Annotated in this window: 15 protein-coding genes and 1 tRNA gene; 4 read left to right on the plus strand and 12 right to left on the minus strand. The window is 58.7% G+C overall.

Features of this window, described 5'->3' with window-relative positions:
* Window positions 1–158 precede the first annotated feature (158 nt).
* A complete protein-coding gene (locus DWZ54_RS07150; RefSeq protein ID WP_118015118.1) occupies window positions 159–1460 on the plus strand; it encodes a dicarboxylate/amino acid:cation symporter in 1302 nt (433 codons plus the stop codon).
* Between the two features lie 303 nt (window positions 1461–1763).
* Window positions 1764–3707, plus strand: coding sequence for an OPT family oligopeptide transporter (locus DWZ54_RS07155; protein WP_118475125.1), 1944 nt, complete (start codon window positions 1764–1766; stop codon window positions 3705–3707).
* A 114-nt stretch (window positions 3708–3821) separates the two neighbouring features.
* On the opposite strand, the gene DWZ54_RS07160 is transcribed toward DWZ54_RS07155, so the two are convergent.
* From DWZ54_RS07160 to purB, 4 genes are all read right to left on the minus strand, one after another.
* On the minus strand, window positions 3822–5114 hold the full coding sequence (locus DWZ54_RS07160; RefSeq protein ID WP_118475127.1) for an ammonia-forming cytochrome c nitrite reductase subunit c552: 1293 nt from the start codon (window positions 5112–5114) through the stop codon (window positions 3822–3824).
* Complete coding sequence (locus tag DWZ54_RS07165; RefSeq protein ID WP_118015115.1) at window positions 5107–5595, minus strand: NapC/NirT family cytochrome c; 489 nt, start codon at window positions 5593–5595, stop codon at window positions 5107–5109. Before DWZ54_RS07165 ends, DWZ54_RS07160 begins: the two co-directional genes overlap by 8 nt.
* 215 nt (window positions 5596–5810) lie before the next feature.
* Window positions 5811–7232: an anion permease gene (locus tag DWZ54_RS07170; RefSeq protein ID WP_118475129.1), complete on the minus strand. Its 1422-nt coding sequence runs from the start codon at window positions 7230–7232 to the stop codon at window positions 5811–5813.
* A gap of 17 nt (window positions 7233–7249) precedes the next feature.
* The gene (gene purB / locus DWZ54_RS07175) at window positions 7250–8608 is read right to left on the minus strand and encodes an adenylosuccinate lyase (protein ID WP_118475131.1); all 1359 of its coding nucleotides are present in this window, start codon (window positions 8606–8608) and stop codon (window positions 7250–7252) included.
* Between the two features lie 399 nt (window positions 8609–9007).
* Between purB and DWZ54_RS07180 the strand changes: the two genes are divergently transcribed.
* Both DWZ54_RS07180 and DWZ54_RS07185 read left to right on the plus strand, forming a co-directional pair.
* A complete protein-coding gene (locus tag DWZ54_RS07180) occupies window positions 9008–9889 on the plus strand; it encodes a LysR family transcriptional regulator (RefSeq protein ID WP_118475133.1) in 882 nt (293 codons plus the stop codon).
* Window positions 9882–10772, plus strand: a complete 891-nt coding sequence (locus DWZ54_RS07185; RefSeq protein ID WP_118475135.1) for a hypothetical protein — start codon at window positions 9882–9884, stop codon at window positions 10770–10772. The genes DWZ54_RS07180 and DWZ54_RS07185 overlap by 8 nt, the downstream gene beginning before the upstream one ends.
* Before the next feature lie 74 nt (window positions 10773–10846).
* On the opposite strand, the gene DWZ54_RS07190 is transcribed toward DWZ54_RS07185, so the two are convergent.
* The 8 genes from DWZ54_RS07190 to DWZ54_RS07225 all read right to left on the minus strand — a co-directional run bounded on the left by DWZ54_RS07190 (window position 10847) and on the right by DWZ54_RS07225 (window position 18012).
* On the minus strand, window positions 10847–12946 hold the full coding sequence (locus tag DWZ54_RS07190) for a heme lyase CcmF/NrfE family subunit (RefSeq protein WP_118475136.1): 2100 nt from the start codon (window positions 12944–12946) through the stop codon (window positions 10847–10849).
* A gap of 34 nt (window positions 12947–12980) precedes the next feature.
* A complete protein-coding gene (locus tag DWZ54_RS07195; RefSeq protein ID WP_118015108.1) occupies window positions 12981–13349 on the minus strand; it encodes a cytochrome c maturation protein CcmE in 369 nt (122 codons plus the stop codon).
* Entirely contained in the window at window positions 13339–13989 is a 651-nt protein-coding gene (locus DWZ54_RS07200) for a cytochrome c biogenesis protein (protein ID WP_118475138.1), read from the minus strand. The genes DWZ54_RS07195 and DWZ54_RS07200 overlap by 11 nt, the downstream gene beginning before the upstream one ends.
* 25 nt (window positions 13990–14014) lie before the next feature.
* On the minus strand, window positions 14015–14686 hold the full coding sequence (locus tag DWZ54_RS07205; protein ID WP_118475140.1) for a heme exporter protein CcmB: 672 nt from the start codon (window positions 14684–14686) through the stop codon (window positions 14015–14017).
* Window positions 14658–15317: an ABC transporter ATP-binding protein gene (locus tag DWZ54_RS07210; RefSeq protein ID WP_233541647.1), complete on the minus strand. Its 660-nt coding sequence runs from the start codon at window positions 15315–15317 to the stop codon at window positions 14658–14660. Before DWZ54_RS07210 ends, DWZ54_RS07205 begins: the two co-directional genes overlap by 29 nt.
* Entirely contained in the window at window positions 15292–15972 is a 681-nt protein-coding gene (locus tag DWZ54_RS07215) for a Crp/Fnr family transcriptional regulator (RefSeq protein WP_118475144.1), read from the minus strand. The genes DWZ54_RS07210 and DWZ54_RS07215 overlap by 26 nt, the downstream gene beginning before the upstream one ends.
* Window positions 15973–16146: 174 nt before the next feature.
* Window positions 16147–17781 (minus strand): hydroxylamine reductase, encoded by a 1635-nt coding sequence (gene hcp / locus DWZ54_RS07220; RefSeq protein ID WP_118475146.1) that lies wholly within the window; start codon window positions 17779–17781, stop codon window positions 16147–16149.
* A gap of 154 nt (window positions 17782–17935) precedes the next feature.
* Window positions 17936–18012: transfer RNA gene (locus tag DWZ54_RS07225), tRNA-Arg, on the minus strand.
* Window positions 18013–18018 lie beyond the last annotated feature (6 nt).

Below are 18018 nucleotides of genomic sequence, written 5' to 3' on the forward strand. Positions count from 1 at the left end.
CCCCGCCGGATCCCTGTCAAAACGCACGCGGCTGAAACACAAACAGAAAAATTAGCGCTTGACAAGAAAGACACGCCCCGCTATAATGTGAACAAACATATTAATCATATATGCATTCATCTATTTCTTAGTAAGCATAGTTGGAAAGAAGGTATCTTATGTCAAACGATCTCAAAAATAATGACGTGGATCGCGCACGTACAGAAGCCCTGAAAAAGAATCAGGGCGGCCAGCTCAAGCAGATGGCCCTCTGGTTCGGCGCACTCGTCATCGGCGCTATCCTCGGCTGGCTGCAGATTCCGGCCCTCAACGACCTCTTCAATTTCGTCGCCACGGTCTTCACGCGCCTCTTCCAGTTCATCGCCGTGCCGACTATCGCCCTGGCCGTCATCACGACGCTCTCGGCTCTCGGTGCCAAGAAGGACACGGGCCGCATCTTCGCGCATGCCGTTACCTACACGCTGCTGACGACGATTTCCGCTGCTGCCATCGGCCTCATCCTCTACCTCTGGATCGCGCCCGGCAATCTGCCGGCCGACATCATCGGCGCCGGTGCTTCCGACGTCCCGATGCAGAAGCTCGGTTCCCTTTCCTATTATGATCATTTCCTCTCGGTCATCCCGAACAACATGCTGCAGCCATTCCTCTCGGGCAACGTGCTCTCCGTCATGCTGATTGCTGCAGCCGTCGGCCTGGCGCTCGCCTTCATGCCGAAGACGGAAAACCGCGCCGTGCTCCTCAAGGGCATCCAAGGACTCCAGGAGCTCTTGTTCACGCTGATCCGCGCGCTGCTCTGGGCCCTGCCGGCCGGCATCCTGGCCTTTGCCGCTCAGCTCTCCTCGCAGATTGAAGCCGGTGTCATCGTCGGTGCGCTCGGCAAGTACACGCTCGTCGTACTCGGCGGCAACTTCATCCAGTTCTTCCTGGTCATCCCGCTCTTCCTGCTCGCTCGCGGCCTCAATCCGCTCTACGTATTCCGCAAGATGGCACCGGCCATCGCCGTGGCCCTCTTCACCAAAAGTTCGGCCGGCACGCTGCCCGTAACGCTGGCATCGGCGGAGGCCCGCCTCAAAGTCAACCCGCGCGTCTCGCGCTTCGTGCTGCCGATCTGCACGACGATCAACATGAACGGCTGCGCCGCCTTTATCCTCGTCACGTCGCTCTTCGTCATGCAGAATGCCGGCTTCGAGCTCTCGCTCGGCACGATGATCACCTGGCTCTTCGTCGCCGTACTCGCCGCCATCGGCAACGCCGGCGTCCCGATGGGCTGCTACTTCCTGACGCTTTCCCTGATGTCCTCGCTCGGTGCGCCGCTCGGCCTCATGGGCGTCATCCTGCCGATCTACACGATCATCGACATGATTGAGACGGCCGAAAATGTCTGGTCGGATTCCGCCGTCTGCGCAATGACGGACCACGATCTCAAGGGACAAATTGAAGAAACACCGGTCGAAGCTTGACCAGATGAACCCCGTCAGAAAAATATTATAGAAATAACCTCAAAGTTCCGCTTGTGAAAGCGGAACTTTTGTTTTTGTCTTCAACCACAACAGCCGTTATCCTTTGCCAGCTGTGCTTCATTTTTGATATTTTTGTTTTACTTAAAGAGACATATGTAAATCTATCATCTGTCATCTTATAACCATCTTTAATCTTGTCATGATTGACACTTATCCAATTACAAATTACAATATACCATGGTTCATGTTCTCCTCTAGGAGACAGAATGTGTATTTTTTCCAGCTTCAGGAAGGATTGATTTCATGTCGGATAAGCGCAGTGCGGCCGAATCGTACGAGCCGCCCATGTCACCACACAAGAATTACGTCGAGATCAACGCTTATGTCATCGGCTGGGGCCTGTTCTTCGCCGCGCTCTTCGCGCTGGCAGTCGGGTACCTCTGCCTCAAGATCGGCCAGACGGTCGATGCCTTCGCCCCCGTCTCCGTTCTGGCCATGGGCATGGCTGTCATGTTCCACCGCAAGAACGCATTCCCCGAAACCGTTCATATCCAGGCCATCGCCAGTGCCGGTACGAATATCATCGGCGGCGTCATGTTCATCCTGCCGGCTCTGTTCATCCTGCACATCAACGGCATCTCGTTCCTGCAGATGGCCACACCGATCGTGCTCGGCGGCGTGCTCGGCGTACTGCTGGCGACCACGTTCCGCCGCTATTTCTGCGAGGAGATGGACGCTGTCTATCCATTCCCCTCAGGCCGTGCCGCAGCGGAGGTCCTCGTCTGCAACGAGGGCTCCAAGGCCCGCACGATGATCTTAAGCGGCCTGGTTGCCATGGTCTACGACTTCGTACTCAATACGCTCGGCTGGTGGCAGGAAGTCCTGTCGACGATGACGTTCTCTTGGGGACAGGCCCTGGCCGACAAGTACAAGCTCATCTTCAGCCTTGACAATGACGCCGCACTGCTCGGCATTGGCTACTTCACGGGTCTGCGTTACGCCTTGATCATCGCCGCCGGCTCCTTCTTCTCCTGGTTCGTCTGCATCCCGGTCGTCTACTACCTGGGCGGTGAACACGTCATGACGGTCGGCGGTCAGGCGATACTGCTCGCTGATGCGCCGATCATGGCCGTCTTCTCCCAGTACGTCCGCCACATCGGCATCGGCATGCTGGCCATGGCCGGCATCATCGGCCTGCTCTCGATGTCCGGCGTCGTCGTGCGCGTCGTGAAGCGCGCCCTGCACGACCTCTTCACCTCAGGCCCTGCCTCCACGGATAACCTGCTGCGCACGCAGAAGGATATCCCGATGACGCAGATCGTCATCGGCACCTTCCTCATGGTCATCCTCTTCACGCTGTTCTTCCACTTCAACTGCTCGGAAAGCCTCGTGCAGACGGGCGTGGCCTTCTGCATCATCCTCCTCTTCTCGCTGCTGCTCTCCGTCGTCGGCATCAGCTCCATCGCCTTCACGGGCAATGAGCCGGTTTCCGGCATGACCATCTTCATGATTCTCGTCTCGGCCGTCCTCATGGGCCAGGTCGGCATGCACGGCAATGCCGGCATCGTCGCCATCCTCATGATGGCCGCCTTCCTCTGCGCAACGCTGGCCGTATCCGGCAACTTCATGTCGGAGCTCAAGGTGGCCTATCTCACGGGCGCCACGCCGAAGAAAATGCAGCAGTGGCAGATCGTTTCCATCATCCTCACGAGCTTTGTATCCGTCGGCGTCCTGTTCCTGCTGAACCATGCCTACGGCTTCACGGGCGAAGGCGCTCTCTCCGCCCCGCAGGCCAACGCCATGGCCGCCATCGTCAAACCGATGATGGACGGCGGCGACGCCCCCTGGCCGCTCTATCTTGCCGGCGCGTTCTTCGCCGTCCTGCTCTGGATGATGAAGATTCCGCCACTCGCCTTCGCGCTCGGCACCTATCTGCCCATGGAAATCAACACGCCGGTACTCGTCGGCGGCCTGATTTCCTACCTCGTCTCGCACAGCAGCAAGGATGAAAAAATCAATGCCCTGCGCCTCGGCGAGGGCAATATCGTCGCTTCTGGCTTCGTTGCCGGCGGCGCCATCGGCAGCCTCATCAGCGCCTGCCTGCATATCGCTGGCATTGACTGGTTCATGAAGGCCTGGTCCGAAACGCCGGCTGCCACGTTCCTCGGCATTCTCGCGTACTTCGGCCTCTGCATCATGATCTACGCCGTAGCACGCCGCATCAAGGACGCAAAAGCATCAAACTGAACCGTTAATAAATAAAGTACAAGAAAGGGCGTATGCCCCAGGTCAAAGACCCGGGGCATACGCCCTCTTTACGTGCCAGGCCCCGTCCTTATCCGGGGGCCTGAGCTGCGCTGATTACAAGCTGCCTTTCACGGCTGCATTCGTCTGTTCAATGCTCTGATGTGCCTTATCGATGGCAAGGCCGAGCGTGCGCATAATCTTGTCCGGATTGTGGAAGCCCATGCTGTTTTCTGCAGCTACCCAATCCCAGTACCACTGCGCTTCGCGCACGAGCTGGCGCGGCTGAGCAAGCTGCTCGTCCGTAGCGCCGGCATCCATGGCGGCCTTGATCGTCAGATGTGCCTGAGCGACCGTCTGGCCGGCAATGCGCTGCAGTTTGAAGGTGTTGTCGCCAATCGTCTGTACGCGTGCCTTGAGTGTCTCTGCACTCTCGTCATGGCACTTGAGGCAAGACTCTTCTGTCGTCTTCAGCGGATTCGTCATCCAGTGCGACGTGTATTTCTGGCCGTTCTCACGCATGTACGGCATATGGCAGTCGACGCAGGTCACACCGGCATCGGCATGAACGCTCGTTGCCCATGCCTCGAAGTCCGGATGCTGTGCCTTGAGCATCGGGGCCTTGGAGTCCGCATGGATCCAGTCCTGCGTAAAGCCGCCGGCCTGACCGGACTGATAGAACTGATACTCGGCTTCTGCATCGAGTCCGTTGTCAAACGGATGGTTGACGCGGCCGTCTTCCTTCGTGAAGTAGTACTCATTGTGGCATTGTGCGCAGACATACGCGCGCTTGTCGTTATGCGACGCGTTGTTCACGTCAATGCCGCGGCGGGCCATCGAATCGATGAAGCCCTGCTGATAGACGCGGAGTTCCATCGTCTCAGGATCGTGACAGGTCGAGCAGCCGAACCACTGGTCGTCCTCGATTGGACCCATGGCTTCCTCGATTGGCTTGGATGCATAGTCCCAGCCGCTCTGCTTGTAATAGACATCATACATGTACGAGCTCTTGCAGGTGATGCAGTTGCCCTTCTGACCGGGCAGGCGCTTCGTATTCTTGAAATCCTCACCTGCATACGTGTGGCCGCGGTCGTCATCGTACTGGATGGCGAACTTGTAGCCTTTGAAGTTCTCGAGCATCTCCGGCTGTTCCGTCAGATGCGAATTTCCTTCCTGGGCACCGCCGTATCCCGTCGGCGACGGCGAGGTATCATTGTTCTTCATGAACGAGTTGTACTCCAGCGGATAGGCTTCCTTGTAGGCTTCCTTGCCGAGCTGCTTCTCCTGGGGAATCTTGGCGAGCTTGACGCTGTTGTCGTTGGGTGCCGCCGTGATGCGAACCACGACAAAACCGAAGAAGACAACACAGACCGCTGCGATTCCGGCTATGATCTTCTGTAGCTTACTCAACTTTTATCCCCCCTTCGAGATGATTCGAGCCATGTGCGATGCTGCTGTGACACTTGAGGCAGTCGCCGCCGGTATCCATGCTGACACCGACATCGGCATGGACATTGCCCATCGTCGTCTGATGGCAGCGCAGGCAGTTGTCATTAACCGTCTGCCGCCCATCTGCCGATATCTTGATGTTCGCCGGATAGTCGCGGAGCACTTCATGATACGTATCAATCATGCCCGTGCGGCCTTTCTCAAACATGTAGTGCACGACATTGTCGTGCGGCAGGTGGCAGTCCGTGCATTCCAGCGCGCGATGTGAAGACATCGCGAAGGTCGCCGCCTCCTTGTCCATCGCATGGCACGATCCGCAGAACGCCGGCGATCCTGAGAAGGCCATTGCCGCTGAGCCGATGCCGCAGACCGCTACGCCGATGACGAAGCCGCCCGCCAGGCAGGCCAGCGTATGCTTCTGAAATAATTGCTTGAACTCCACTACAGTCTCCCTCCTCTGCTGCCCGATGCATGAGCACTGCCCACGCATGAGATATTTCGCTACTACTTCGCGATCCTGTAGAGCTCCGGATATTCCCTCCTAATCTACCTTGTTTTTTATTATTATATCATTAGCATAAAAAGAAAGGCGTTGCTGACGCAACACCTTTCAGAATCTTTTCATATTTAATATTTATGAAACAGTGGTCTTATGATTTACCAGAGCCCAATGACATGCCACCAGAGCGAGCCAATGCCGAGCCAGATGACGAGATTGACCGTGACGATGATGAAGCCGAGCTTCCACCAGGTCCCCTGCGGCACGTAACCGGCACCGTAGAGGATCGGCGCTGCACCGCCGCCGTAATGCGTCAGCGGAATCATGATGTTCGAGAGGGCGGCAAAGGAAATCGCGGCGAGGAGGGGCGGCGTGCCGACGGCCACGGCCACGGCGAGGAAGGCCGCGTACATGGCGCCGATATGTGCCGAGACGCTCGCAAACGCATAGTGCGAATAGACGTAGATGAGCACGAGGATGATGAAGGCCATCAGCCAGCTCATGCCTGCACTCTGGATGGCGGCACCGGCCATATCGGCCACCACTTTGATGAAACCGGAGCTCGAGAGTGCACCGGCGAGAGCGATCAGCGACCCCATCCAGAACATCGTGTTCCAGGCGCCCTTTTCCTGCAGGACATCCTGCCAGGTCAGCACGTTCGTCAGCAGCAGGACCGTGACAGCCAGCATGCCGACACCCGTCGCATTCATATGCGTCAGCGACGACGTGGCCCAGAGTGCCAGCGAACCGACGAAGACGGCCAGCACGATCTTCTCCATCCAGCTCATGGGGCCCATCTTCTCGAGTGCCTCCACAGCCATCTGTTTGGCGTGCGGCATCTCGTGGATCTCGGGCGGATAGAGCTTGTAGAGAAGATACGGCATCAGGAGCAGCGAGATCAGGCCCGGCACGATGGCGGCCATGGCCCAGGCGCTCCAGGTGATCTCGACTCCGATGGTCTTGGCGGCAAGCTCGACAGCCATCGGGTTGCCGGCCATCGCCGTCATGAACATCGCGCAGGTGATGGCATTGGCCTGATACTCAATCTGCATAATGTAGGCGCCGAATTTGCGCGCCGTGCCATCATCAGGCTCCGAGTGAAGTGCCGTCGACAGGCTGCGTATGATCGGGTAGATGATGCCGCCCGCACGGGCCGTGCTCGAAGGTGTGGCCGGCGAGATGACAAAATCCGAGAGCGTGATGGCATAGCCGAGCGTCAGGCTCGATTTGCCGATGGCCTTGATGATGAGATACGCGATGCGGCTGCCGAGCCCGCTTTTGATGAAGGCCCTGGCCAGCAGGAACGCGCAGACAATGAGCCAAATCGTACTGTTGCCGTAGCCGGAGATCGCAACCTTTACGCTGACGACACCCAGCAGCGCGGCCACCGATACACCGATGAAGGCGACGGCGCCGATTGGCAGCGGCTGCAGGATAAACCCTGCGATGGTCGCCGCAAAGACGGCGAACAGATGCCAGGCAATCGGCGTAATCGCATCAGGATGCGGCAGAAACCAGATCACTGCGCCGAGCAGGATGACGCCAGCCAGCTTTTTCTTTTGATTTGCATCCATTTTCATTCACCTCTTGTAAGTGCTCAGGCCTCTGCATAAGCAGCGTACTTGACGAGTACGCGATCGCAGAATACCGGTGCAAGGCCGAGGTAGTTGTGTGGATCGAGCATGTAGTCGATTTCTTCTTCCGTGAAGGCGTCCTCGACTTCCTTCGTCTTCATGAGCACGTCCTTGAGCGGAATCTCCTTCTCATAGGCTTCCATGCAGGCATTGTAGACGATGTGATGTGACGTCAGGCGGCCAAGCTTGCGGGCCAGATGCATCATGACGCACTCGCTCATCATGAGGCCCTTCTGGACGAAGAGATTGCGCTCCATATGTTTCTCGTAGACGATGAGGTTCTCGAGAATGTACTTCGTCTTGTGCAGCGCCGTGGCCATGAGCTCACAGGCGCGCGGGATGGCTTCCCACTCGGAGATGAAGCAGCCCCAGTCGCGCTCATTCTCCGAAACCATGCTCTCGACGACCGTCGGAGCGATGCCGCGAACGTTGCGCAGCAGGGCCAGAACATTCTCAAGCACGGCCGGATTGCGCTTGTGCGGCATCGTGGAGGAACCGACCTTGCCCATGAAGAACGGCTCCTCGAGCTCCAGGATCTCCGTGCGCTGCAGCGTGAAGATTTCATGTGCGATGCGGCCGAGCGTGCCGGCAAGCAGTGCGAGCATGCTGGCAAATTCCGCCTGATTGTCGCGCGCGACATGCCAGGCAATCGTCGGGACCTCGAGGCCCAGGATCTCGAACATGCGCTGCTGCGTCTCAAGCCCCTTCTCCGGCTGCGAAGCGAGCGTGCCGACGGCACCGGCCATCTCGCCGACGAAGACGCGTTTCTTCATGCCCTCGAGGCGCTCGATCTGGCGGCCCAGCTCGTCAGCCCAAACGGCTGCCTTGTAGCCGAACGTGATGGGGATGGCATGGACGACATGCGTGCGGCCAGCTTCCGGCGTATCACGGTATTTCTTGACGAGCTTGAGAATGGCCTTGAGGCAGGCCTTGGCATCGCGCAGGATGATGTCATAGGCATCGCGCTCCAGGAGAACCATGCCCGTATCGACGATATCCTGGCTCGTCGCACCCCAGTGCACAAACTCGCCGGCATGCTCCGGCAGGATCTTCTTGAAGGCATTCAGAAGCGGCACGATCGTGATGGAGCTCTTGTAGCCTTCGCCGATGGACGGGATATCGATGAGATCAGCCTTGGCATACTTGACGATGATGTCGGCCTTCTCCTTCGGGATGACGCCGAGCTCGCCCTGTGCCTGTGCCAGGGCCGCTTCCGTATCCAGCCATTTCTGTACCCAGGACTTCTCCGAGAAAACCGCATTCATTTCTTCCGTACCGAACAGGAAACCATGGATCTGGCTGTCGATGACCGTTGCTGACATGTTAAAAACCCCTTTCCAAATCGCCAGTCTTCCGCCCGCTTCTTCACGCGGGTCACTGGCTCATGCCTTTCTCTTTATCGGCCCCTCATGGGGTCCGCTTCAATCTGTTTTTATCGTATCATCAAAGTCATGTTCAAGTGAAATAGACTCATCTTATCAAAATATAACGCCAAAGGCACAAAAAAGCCCGCTCAAAGCAAAAGTCCTTCGTGCAGGCCGGTATATCGATAAATATTAAGTATTGTTATTTTATTTGTAAATCATTAAAATTTATCATATAAGTTCTCGTTATGATAAAACTTGAATTTCTTATGAGCCGTCAGCAGGGCACCGGTCCGCTGATGCAGAAGTTTCCTTTAAAGAAACAAAAGAAGTTCCAGCAGAAAAGGAGGCACATCTTTGGAAATACGACAACTCGAATACTTCCTCATGGTGCGCGAGGCAGGCAGCTTCACGCGCGCGGCGGAACGGCTGTATGTCTCGCAGCCCGCCGTCACCAATGCCATCCGCAGCCTCGAGGAAGAGCTGGGCATCCAGCTCTTTGACCGCAGCCAAAAGCTTGCCACACTGACGGCGGAGGGACGCATCTTTGCCAGCCATGTGGAAAAAATCATGCATGGCATCACCACCACCGTCGAAGAGATCCATGCGCTCAAGAATCTGACAAGCGGCGTGCTGATGCTCGGGCTCACGCCGCTCGGCGGCATGCGCTCGATTGTCCACCAGCTGCAGGCCTATCACCTGGCCTTCCCCGATATCCAGATTGCCCTGCGGGAAGAAGATACTACCGGTCTGCAGCAGGCCCTGCTGGAAGACAAGATCGATCTCGCCATTTTCGCAGCGCCTGCTGGCAATTCGGCGCTTTCCAGCCTGGAACTCGCCACCGAGGAGCTCGTGATCTGCTGCAGCCGCCGTCATCCGTTGCACCGGCGCAACACGCTCGCACTCACGGACCTTGCCGGTGAAGAACTCATCCTGCTTCCCAAAAACTGCCTGTATCGCCAGAATATCATCGAGGCCTTCGAGCAGGCAGAGAGCCTGCCCCGCATCCTCTTCGAGGCGCAAAGCGTGCAGACAATCAAGGGCCTCGTCGCGGCGGGCTGCGGCATCTCGATCCTGCCGGAAAGCCTAGTGGAAGATGACGGCGAGCTGGCCACCATCCCCCTGGAGCCGCCGCTTTCCCTGACAAGCTCCGTCTTCTGGAAAACCGGCCATCATCTCTCCCATGCCGCCGAAGCATTTCTCGGCCTGATCAAAAAAGGAGGCTCTCCTCATGCATAATCCCCGTCTGCTCGCTGTGGGCAGCAGCAAACTCGTCGCCCGCGAGATTGCGGGCATCACGCGCGCCCTGCTCGGCGGCTCTCTGCCGCTTCAAATCAAGTTGACCAGTGAAATCAAGGCGCCGTCCCCGGATACCTTCTACATCTGTGCCATCACGCAGGAGCCCTTCTTGCGCTGCGTGTTGCCCGAAAAACAGCTCTGCGTCTTCGATCTCCATCCGACGACGCGCTTTTTCCTCGATATCGCGAGGATTCCGGCCGGCGAAACGGTCTATGTCTTCAACAACCTCTATCCTTATACACAGCTGCTCATCCGGGAATGCCGGGAGCTCGGCATCGACAAGCTCGATTTCCGGCCGCTGGCCTTCGAGGAAATGCCGAAGGATGCACTCATGGAAGAACTGGAAAAAGCCCGCTGGCTCATTGGCGTGGAACCGTTCGTAGGCAAAGACCTGCTGCTCGCCTCCCCTTTCCGCGAGCATCTGCGCGAAGACCTCACGATCATCCCCGGCCATCGCACCGCCTCGGTCGCCTCGGCCAGCCATCTGCTGACCGGACTGGCCGAATACTTCCAAGAACACCTGAAAAAAGAGTACTGGCAGCTTTCATCTGCCACACCCCTTTCGGACAGCCAGCAGCAGGAAGGCCTGCTGACGCTCGCCCGACAGACAACAGGGGCCATTCGTCTTCTGCAGATGGCCTCCCTCGAAGCCATCAAGCAGCAAATCGGCACCACCGCGGCTTCCCCCGAGGAAGCGATTTCTGCCTGTGACTGCAGCACTGCAGCAGCGGACGAGATCCGCCAGAACATCGAGGATCAGTTTGCCACGCTCTCGTATCTGACGGACCGGCTGCGCCGTCTGAGCGTACCGCAGCCGGACTGACAATATAGAATAGACAAAACAGGAGCTGCCGCTTTGGTGAACGGTTCACCAAAGCAGCAGCTCCTGTTCTTTTTTCAGCGCCGCACGGCCAGGAAACAGCCGGCTGTCACAGCCAGAGCGCCGAGCCAGAGCAGATAGATATACGGCTTCGAGCTGACCGATGCCGTGATGGGCTGGCTGGCCTCTTCCGCGGCCGAGGGCAGGATCTCGATGCGCGCCTGGTCATCATTGCCGGAAATGCCCGTCAGACGCAGCCTCTTCTCGCCGCCAAAGATGGGAATGGGTTCAGAGGTACCGCCATCCAGCGTCGCGAGGATCTGCGGCTTCGCATGCTCGACCTTCTCCCCGTCCGTGACGGAGATCTCCGCCGTCACGAGCATCTTGCCGCCCGGCTGATTTTCCATTGTCACATTTTCATAACGGTAGGCAAAGCGGTCATCCATGGCCATGCGCCCTTTCTTGAGCAGGAGTTCTTCCCGGCCCGTCGTGCGCGGCGGCGTCGGCGCGATGTAGATATCGCCCGTCAGCGTATGCGCGATGGCCGGCTCGCGCGCGGCGTCCTCACCGTTCTTGTGAAGTTTCGTCAGAGCCCGGGCTTCCTCGCCGTCAACCAGGTAGCGGTAGTGCTTGGCCGTGCCGTCTTCGGCAAAGACCTGCCCCTCGTACGTCACCGTATAGCCCGCGAGCATCACGGAGTCGCCGGGAGCCAGTTCCTTCGTCAGCGACTGGCTGCCGCTGCCTGCGAGGACCATCGCGAAGAGAGCCAGGCTGACGCCTGCGTGTGCGATCATGCCGCCCGCGCCGAGCAGTCCGCGATGCGCGCTGTAAAAAGCCGTGCCGAAGGCAATGACCGCGACGGCTGAGAGCAGGATGGGCATCACTTCCCTCACGCCGACGAGCAGCGGGCAGACGAGGCCGATAACGGCCAGGACAGCCAGCAGCAGGCGCGGTCTTTCCCCAGTCTGCTGCTGCCAGCCGCGCAGACAGGAGAGCGTCATGACGATGCACATAGCGATGGCCAGCGGCATCGTCGTCCGGACATAGAAGGCACTGTCAACGGCAGCCGGCTGTCCGATGAGCTGCGTGAAGAGCGGCATGGACATGCCGAGGAAGATGATGGCCGCCAGGAAGACGAGGATCAGGGAACCGAGCAGCAGCAGGAACTCCCGGCTGTCATGCGCCGGATACATGCTGCCCTGCGGCAGGCGTCCAGCCTTTACCGCCAGGAGGATCAGGGCGCCGACAAGCACGAGGGCATTGACGACGGCCAGCGTCATGCCAATGCTCGTGCCGCTGAAGGAATGCACGGAAAAATCGCCGAGGATGCCGCTGCGCGTCAGGAACGTGCCATAGATGACGAGAGAAAAGGCAAAGATGACGGCAAGGTGCATGACGGAAAGTGCCGCCTGCCGCCGGCGTGCGACGTGCAGGATATGGAGGAAGACACCGGCAAGGAGCCAGGGCACAAGCGAGGAATTCTCAACGGGGTCCCAGCCCCAGTAACCGCCCCAGCCGAGAACTTTATAAGCCCAGTAGCCGCCGATGAAGATGCCGGCACCGAGGAAAGCCCAGGAGACGAGCGCCCATTTGCGCGCACGCTCGAGCCAGGGGCCGGTGAACGCGCCGTCCAGCAGGGACCCCATGCAGTAAGAGAAGGGCACGGCAAACAGAGCATATCCCAGGAAAATGATGGGCGGATGAACGGCCATCCAGGGATCCTGCAGCAGCGGATTGAGGCCCACGCCGTCCTGCACGACCGCTTCCGCCGGCACGAACGGGCTCTTGGCCAGCACGAGGATGGTCAGCAGAGCCTCGAGCAGCATATAGACCATGAGCCCCCTCTGCTCCATGCGGTGCTTCGTCACGAGCAACAGCGCGGCGGCCGCGTGGATGAACAGCCAGAGCAAAAACGACCCCTGCTGGCCGGCCCAGAAAGCTGAGATCTTGTACATGAGCGGCAGATCCGTCGACGAATAGCTCGCCACATAGGCCACATCAAAACGGTTGCCGAGGATCAGGGCCATGAGATAGGCACTGGCCATCAGGGCTGTCAGAAAAGAAAGGCCGGCAAGAATGCGACCGTAGCGCTCGCTCCCTTCGAGGCGCACGCCATAGACGAGTGCGGCGCACAGCGCAAAAAACAACGTCGCCGCCAGAGCAATGGTTCCAAGCATAGGCTTCTCCTTGTTTCAATGAATCAAACGATAATCACTGTTTCTGCTGTTCGTATTTGGACGGACACTTGATTAGCAGCTTATCCGCCTCAAAAACGCCGTCTTTGGCTTTGCCGATGGCGACGATATGATGGGCCTCGTCAAACTGATCCGGTTTAGTGCCATGGTAGCGCACGGGCAGCGTCTCACCCGTCTCCTCATCCTGCAGCGTAAAGACAAAACTGCCATCTTCCATATGAGGCGCCGGCGCTTCGGCTGCCAGCAGTCCCTTGACCTGCACACTGCTCGTCGCCGCCTTGGCCTCCGAGATGCCGACATACGGCGTCACGGAATCGGCAAAGCTCCAGCCCGCATAGCCCACAAAGGCCAGCAGCAGGATAATCAGCCATACCTTACGTTTCATGAAGATCCTCCTTTTTTCGGACTCCTCGCAGAAGCAGAGCCACATAGATGAGCGTCATATCGAGCAGCGATCCCAACAGCACCCGCAGCATGACGGGATCCATCTGGACCGTGCCGCTGCCGTTGATGACGGGCGACGGATGCAGAGAGAAATAGAACCGCGGAATGATGAATACCAGGAACGGCACCGTCAGGAATGAGAACAGCGCGTAGACAGCCGCGACGCGGGCCCGTCGCCGCGGCTCCAGGATGACGGCGCGCAGCATGAGGTAGGCTGCATAGATGAGCAGCAGCACGAAGATTGTCGTCTGACGCGGATCCCAGTTCCAGTATGCGCCCCAGGTCAGCTTGGAAAAAAAGGCACCGCTCAGCGTGGCAAGCAGGACAAAGGCAAAGCCCAGGCGGGCGGACTGCGCACTGACCGCATCGGACCGGAGCTCCGGCCGCCTCAGGTAACGGCCGGCATAAAAAGCACTAACCAGGAAGGCGAGCACGGACACCCAGGCGACGGGAATGTGGAAAAAGGCGATGCGCACGAGATTCCCGAGGCCCTCGGCCGGCGGCACCACGAAGAATACGGCATAGAGCAGAACCGCCGTCAGCGCCAGGATGACGGCCAGCAAGGCATATTCATTTCTCAAGATACTTCCCTTCCTTTCCAGTCCCCTAGTCTTCGTACCAAAGATAATCAAACAAGAGCGATGCGCCGACCGTCAGGATGAGGTCGTAGAGGATCATGCTGACGAGGTACGACAGGGAAGCGGTGCCATCCCCGAAGGCCGCTGCCGTCAAGGCAATGGCGGGAATGAACACCGGCAGGATAACCGGCAGCATCAGAATGGAAAACAGACCGCTGTGCACGCTTGCCCCCACGAGCAGCGAAGCGATCAGCGTGCCCGCCGCCGCGATACCCCAGATGCCGGCTGCCAGCGTTCCCAGCAGCAGGCCCGGCAAGGCGGCACTGCCATTCATGAAAATCAGGAACAGCGGCGTGATGAAGACGGCCAGAATCAGCAGGATAAACGCGGTATAGAGCATCTTGCCGAGCAGGATGGCCTGCGATGGCCCGTAAACCTTCAGGACCAGCAGAGTCCCGGCCATATCCTCGTCGCCGAAAACCCGGTCTGCCCCCGCCAGAGACGAGAAAAACAGGATGACCCAGAAGAGTGCCGCTAGCAGACGCGGCTCCAGTGCGCTGCCCTGCAGAGCCAGGCTGATACACGAGAGCGTCGTCAGCGCAAACAGGAACATGGCCGCCCAGGCAGCCTTGAAGCGCAGCCCGAGTGTGAGCTCCTTCCGGAATACCAGCTCAACGCCCTGAAAGATGGATCCGTTCATCGGCCATCCCCTCCTCCCGACCATCATTCGTCGCCAGAAAGACGAGCCTCCCCGCAGCAGCAGCCTGCCGCATCTCCCGCCGCACCAGGCTGCGTCCCGCTTCGTCAAGATTGGCACCGGGCTCATCGAGCAGCCATACAGACACATCTGAGGCGAGCAGGACGGCCAGCTTCAGGCGCTGCTGCATGCCCGTCGAGAATTCCCCTGCGGCAGAAGCGCGGACGGCGCGTTCCGGAAGCTCCACGCGCTCGAGGAGCTCCCGGAAGCGTTCGCGCGTCAGCCGGATCCCCCGGAGCCCCAGCAGAAAGCGGGCATTCTCCCAAGCGGTCAGCCGTGCGTAGAAGCGCAGTTCCGGCGTCACCATGGCCAGGCGGGCGCGAAGCTCCGCACGGCGCAGCTCCTTCCCGTCCTCTGTCACGCGCACTGCGCCGGATGACGGCTGCAGCAGATGAGCAGCCAGCTTCAGCATCGTGGACTTGCCGCTGCCGTTGGCACCGGTCACCGCCGTGACCTGTCCGCCTGGCAGATCCCGGCTGACATGCTCGAAGATCGTCCGCCCGCGAAAGCGCTGCGTGACATCATCAAAGGTTATGTGCACCATGACCTCACCGTCTTTCTTCCATCTGCTCATCGTGGAATTCCATCCAGTCATCCTGGCATTCCAGAACGCCCTGTGCCTTCATGAGGCCGATCTCGCGTGTCAGCGCACTGCGGTTGCATTCCAGCTCCTTCGCGAGCTGTACGCGCCCCGGTACTTTCACGCGCCTGCTGTGCTGGCGCTTGCTGCGCTGCAGCAGGTAGAGGATCAGCCGTTCCCGCAGGGTCTTCTGCGAGAGCAGCTCCAGCCGCTGCACCATCAGGATATTCTTGCGGCTGAAAGCCACGAGGAGATTCCGCATGACGATGCCGTGAATCCTTCCCAGGCGAGGCCCGGCCGTCAGCAGCGCCGGATAGGGTACCCAGAGCACGAGGACATCGGATACCGCATCGATGGCCGTCGGACTCGCAAAATCCGGCAGGATGGCAGAAGAACAGCCAAACAGCGCGCCGCGCTCCAGCCGGTGCCCCACGCTCTCATTGCCGAAACGGTCTTCCGCAACGACCAGGGCTTCCCCCTCCGCGAGGATGCCAATCCGTTCGTTCTTCTCATACGCCTGCAGGATCCTCGCTCCCCGCTCATATCGCTTCACCACCGCACCGACCGCCTCGATGAAATTCTCCACCTCATCCGGCTTCAATCCCTGAAAGAACGGAAGCTCCTGCAAGCCAAGATCATAACTTCTCATGTCCTTCCCTCCAATTATTCAAATCGTTGCATTTGTCTGTATTATATCATCCAAACCGACAAATAGGTGTTGCTTCTGCAACCGCGCCGTGTATACAATACCACTTCTAAACAAAGTATAATAAAAAACTGCTGCACGTCATATACGTACAGCAGTTTTGGGCAAGAGCGACGATCAGCCGATCATCGTCTTGATATCGCTTTCAACGGTCGTGATGCCGCCGATGCCGAAGTTCTCGACGAGAACCTTGGCGACATTCGGAGAGAGGAATGCCGGCAGCGTCGGTCCGAGATGGATGTTCTTGACGCCGAGATGCAGCAGGGCCAGCAGGACGATGACAGCCTTCTGCTCATACCAGGCAATGTTGTAGACGATCGGCAGCTTGTTGACATCGTCAAGACCAAAGACTTCTTTGAGCTTGAGGGCAATGAGGGCCAGGCTGTAGGAGTCGTTGCACTGTCCGGCATCGAGGACACGCGGGATGCCGCCGATATCGCCGAGATTCATCTTGATGTACTTGTACTTCGCGCAGCCAGCTGTCAGGATGACCGTATCCTTCGGCAGAGCCTTGGCGAACTCCGCATAGTACTCGCGGCTCTTCATGCGGCCGTCGCAGCCGGCCATGACGACGAACTTCTTGATGGCGCCGCTCTTGACAGCCTCGACGACCTTATCGGCCACAGCGAAGACCTGCTCATGAGCGAAACCGCCGACGATCTGGCCCTTTTCGAGCTCCTTCGGAGCCTGGCACTTCTTGGCCATCTCGATGATGGGGCTGAAGTCCTTCGTGCCGTCCGCCTTGACCTCGATGTGCGGGCAGCCCGGGAAGCCGACGGCACCCGTCGTGAATACACGTGCTTTATAGGAATCCTTCGGCGGTACAAGGCAGTTCGTCGTCAGGAGAACCGGGCCGTTGAAGGCTTCGAACTCTTCCTTCTGCTTCCACCAGGCGTTGCCGTAGTTGCCTGCGAAGTGCTTGTAATGCTTGAACTTCGGATAGTAATGAGCCGGCAGCATCTCGCCGTGCGTGTAGACATCGACGCCCGTACCTTCCGTCTGCTCAAGCAGCATCTCGAGGTCGCGCAGATCGTGGCCCGAGATCAGGATGCCCGGGTTCTGACGCACGCCGAGATCCACCGTCGTGACTTCCGGATTGCCGTAAGCCGTCGTGTTGGCCGTATCGAGCAGAGCCATGCCGTCGACACCGAACTTGCCCGTCTCGAGCGTCAGGGCCGTCAGCTGCTCAGCCGTCTGCGTATCGTCGAGCAGGCGCGCAAGAGCCGACTGCAGGAAGGCATCGATCTCCTCGTTCTCCTGCTGCAGGGCATTGGCATGCTTGACGTAAGCTGCCAGGCCCTTGAGGCCGTACGTAATGAGCTCGCGCAGGCTGCGGATATCCTCATTCTCCGTCGAGAGGACGCCGACCGTGCGGGCTTTGCTGTCGAAGTTCTCACGGCTGTCCTGCCAGAGTGCAGCAGCTGGCAGGCCTTCGCGGTCCGTGAGCTCTGCCAGGAGCTCATCCCTGCAGCGCATCGTCGTTTCAACAGCAGCCACGATGGCCTCGCGGTCAAAGTTGGCATTCGTGATCGTGATGAAGAGATTCTCCGTCACGCGGTGGTTGACATCACGCGAAACCGGCTTGCCCTCAGCGCGCAGGCGCGTCGTAACAGCCGACAGGCCCTTCGTCACGTAGATGAGCAGATCCTGCATCAAAGCGACTTCCGGCTTCTTGCCGCAGACACCTACCTGCGTGCAGCCCTTGCAACCAGCCGTTTCCTGGCACTGAAAGCAAAACATCTTGTTTTCCATCTTGAACTCTCCTTATATATCATACAAAATACGAATCAACCTGATGTCTCTATCATAGCAGGAGCAGCGGCATCATTCTGTAACAATTGTTACGCCAAGCAAAAAGAGCCCCCATCTTCTTCGAGACGAAGACGGGGACTCTGCTTTTTCAGCATGGTGCGATTGGTGAGAGTCGAACTCACGACCTGCCGCTTAGGAGGCGGACGCTCTATCCAACTGAGCTACAACCGCAACAAT

It is taken from the genome of Mitsuokella sp. AF33-22 (assembly GCF_003475755.1).
Lineage (GTDB): Bacteria > Bacillota > Negativicutes > Selenomonadales > Selenomonadaceae > Mitsuokella.

Bases quoted from the DNA above. Each gene is read 5' to 3' on its own strand.
- DWZ54_RS07205 (WP_118475140.1), bottom strand. From the start codon at position 14,686: ATGAACGGATCCATCTTTCAGGGCGTTGAGCTGGTATTCCGGAAGGAG.
- DWZ54_RS07150 (WP_118015118.1), top strand. From the start codon at position 159: ATGTCAAACGATCTCAAAAATAATGACGTGGATCGCGCACGTACAGAA.
- DWZ54_RS07195 (WP_118015108.1), bottom strand. From the start codon at position 13,349: ATGAAACGTAAGGTATGGCTGATTATCCTGCTGCTGGCCTTTGTGGGC.
- DWZ54_RS07185 (WP_118475135.1), top strand. From the start codon at position 9,882: ATGCATAATCCCCGTCTGCTCGCTGTGGGCAGCAGCAAACTCGTCGCC.
- purB (WP_118475131.1), bottom strand. From the start codon at position 8,608: ATGTCAGCAACGGTCATCGACAGCCAGATCCATGGTTTCCTGTTCGGT.
- DWZ54_RS07215 (WP_118475144.1), bottom strand. From the start codon at position 15,972: ATGAGAAGTTATGATCTTGGCTTGCAGGAGCTTCCGTTCTTTCAGGGA.
- hcp (WP_118475146.1), bottom strand. From the start codon at position 17,781: ATGGAAAACAAGATGTTTTGCTTTCAGTGCCAGGAAACGGCTGGTTGC.
- DWZ54_RS07170 (WP_118475129.1), bottom strand. From the start codon at position 7,232: ATGAAAATGGATGCAAATCAAAAGAAAAAGCTGGCTGGCGTCATCCTG.
- DWZ54_RS07210 (WP_233541647.1), bottom strand. From the start codon at position 15,317: ATGAGCAGATGGAAGAAAGACGGTGAGGTCATGGTGCACATAACCTTT.
- DWZ54_RS07190 (WP_118475136.1), bottom strand. From the start codon at position 12,946: ATGCTTGGAACCATTGCTCTGGCGGCGACGTTGTTTTTTGCGCTGTGC.
- DWZ54_RS07155 (WP_118475125.1), top strand. From the start codon at position 1,764: ATGTCGGATAAGCGCAGTGCGGCCGAATCGTACGAGCCGCCCATGTCA.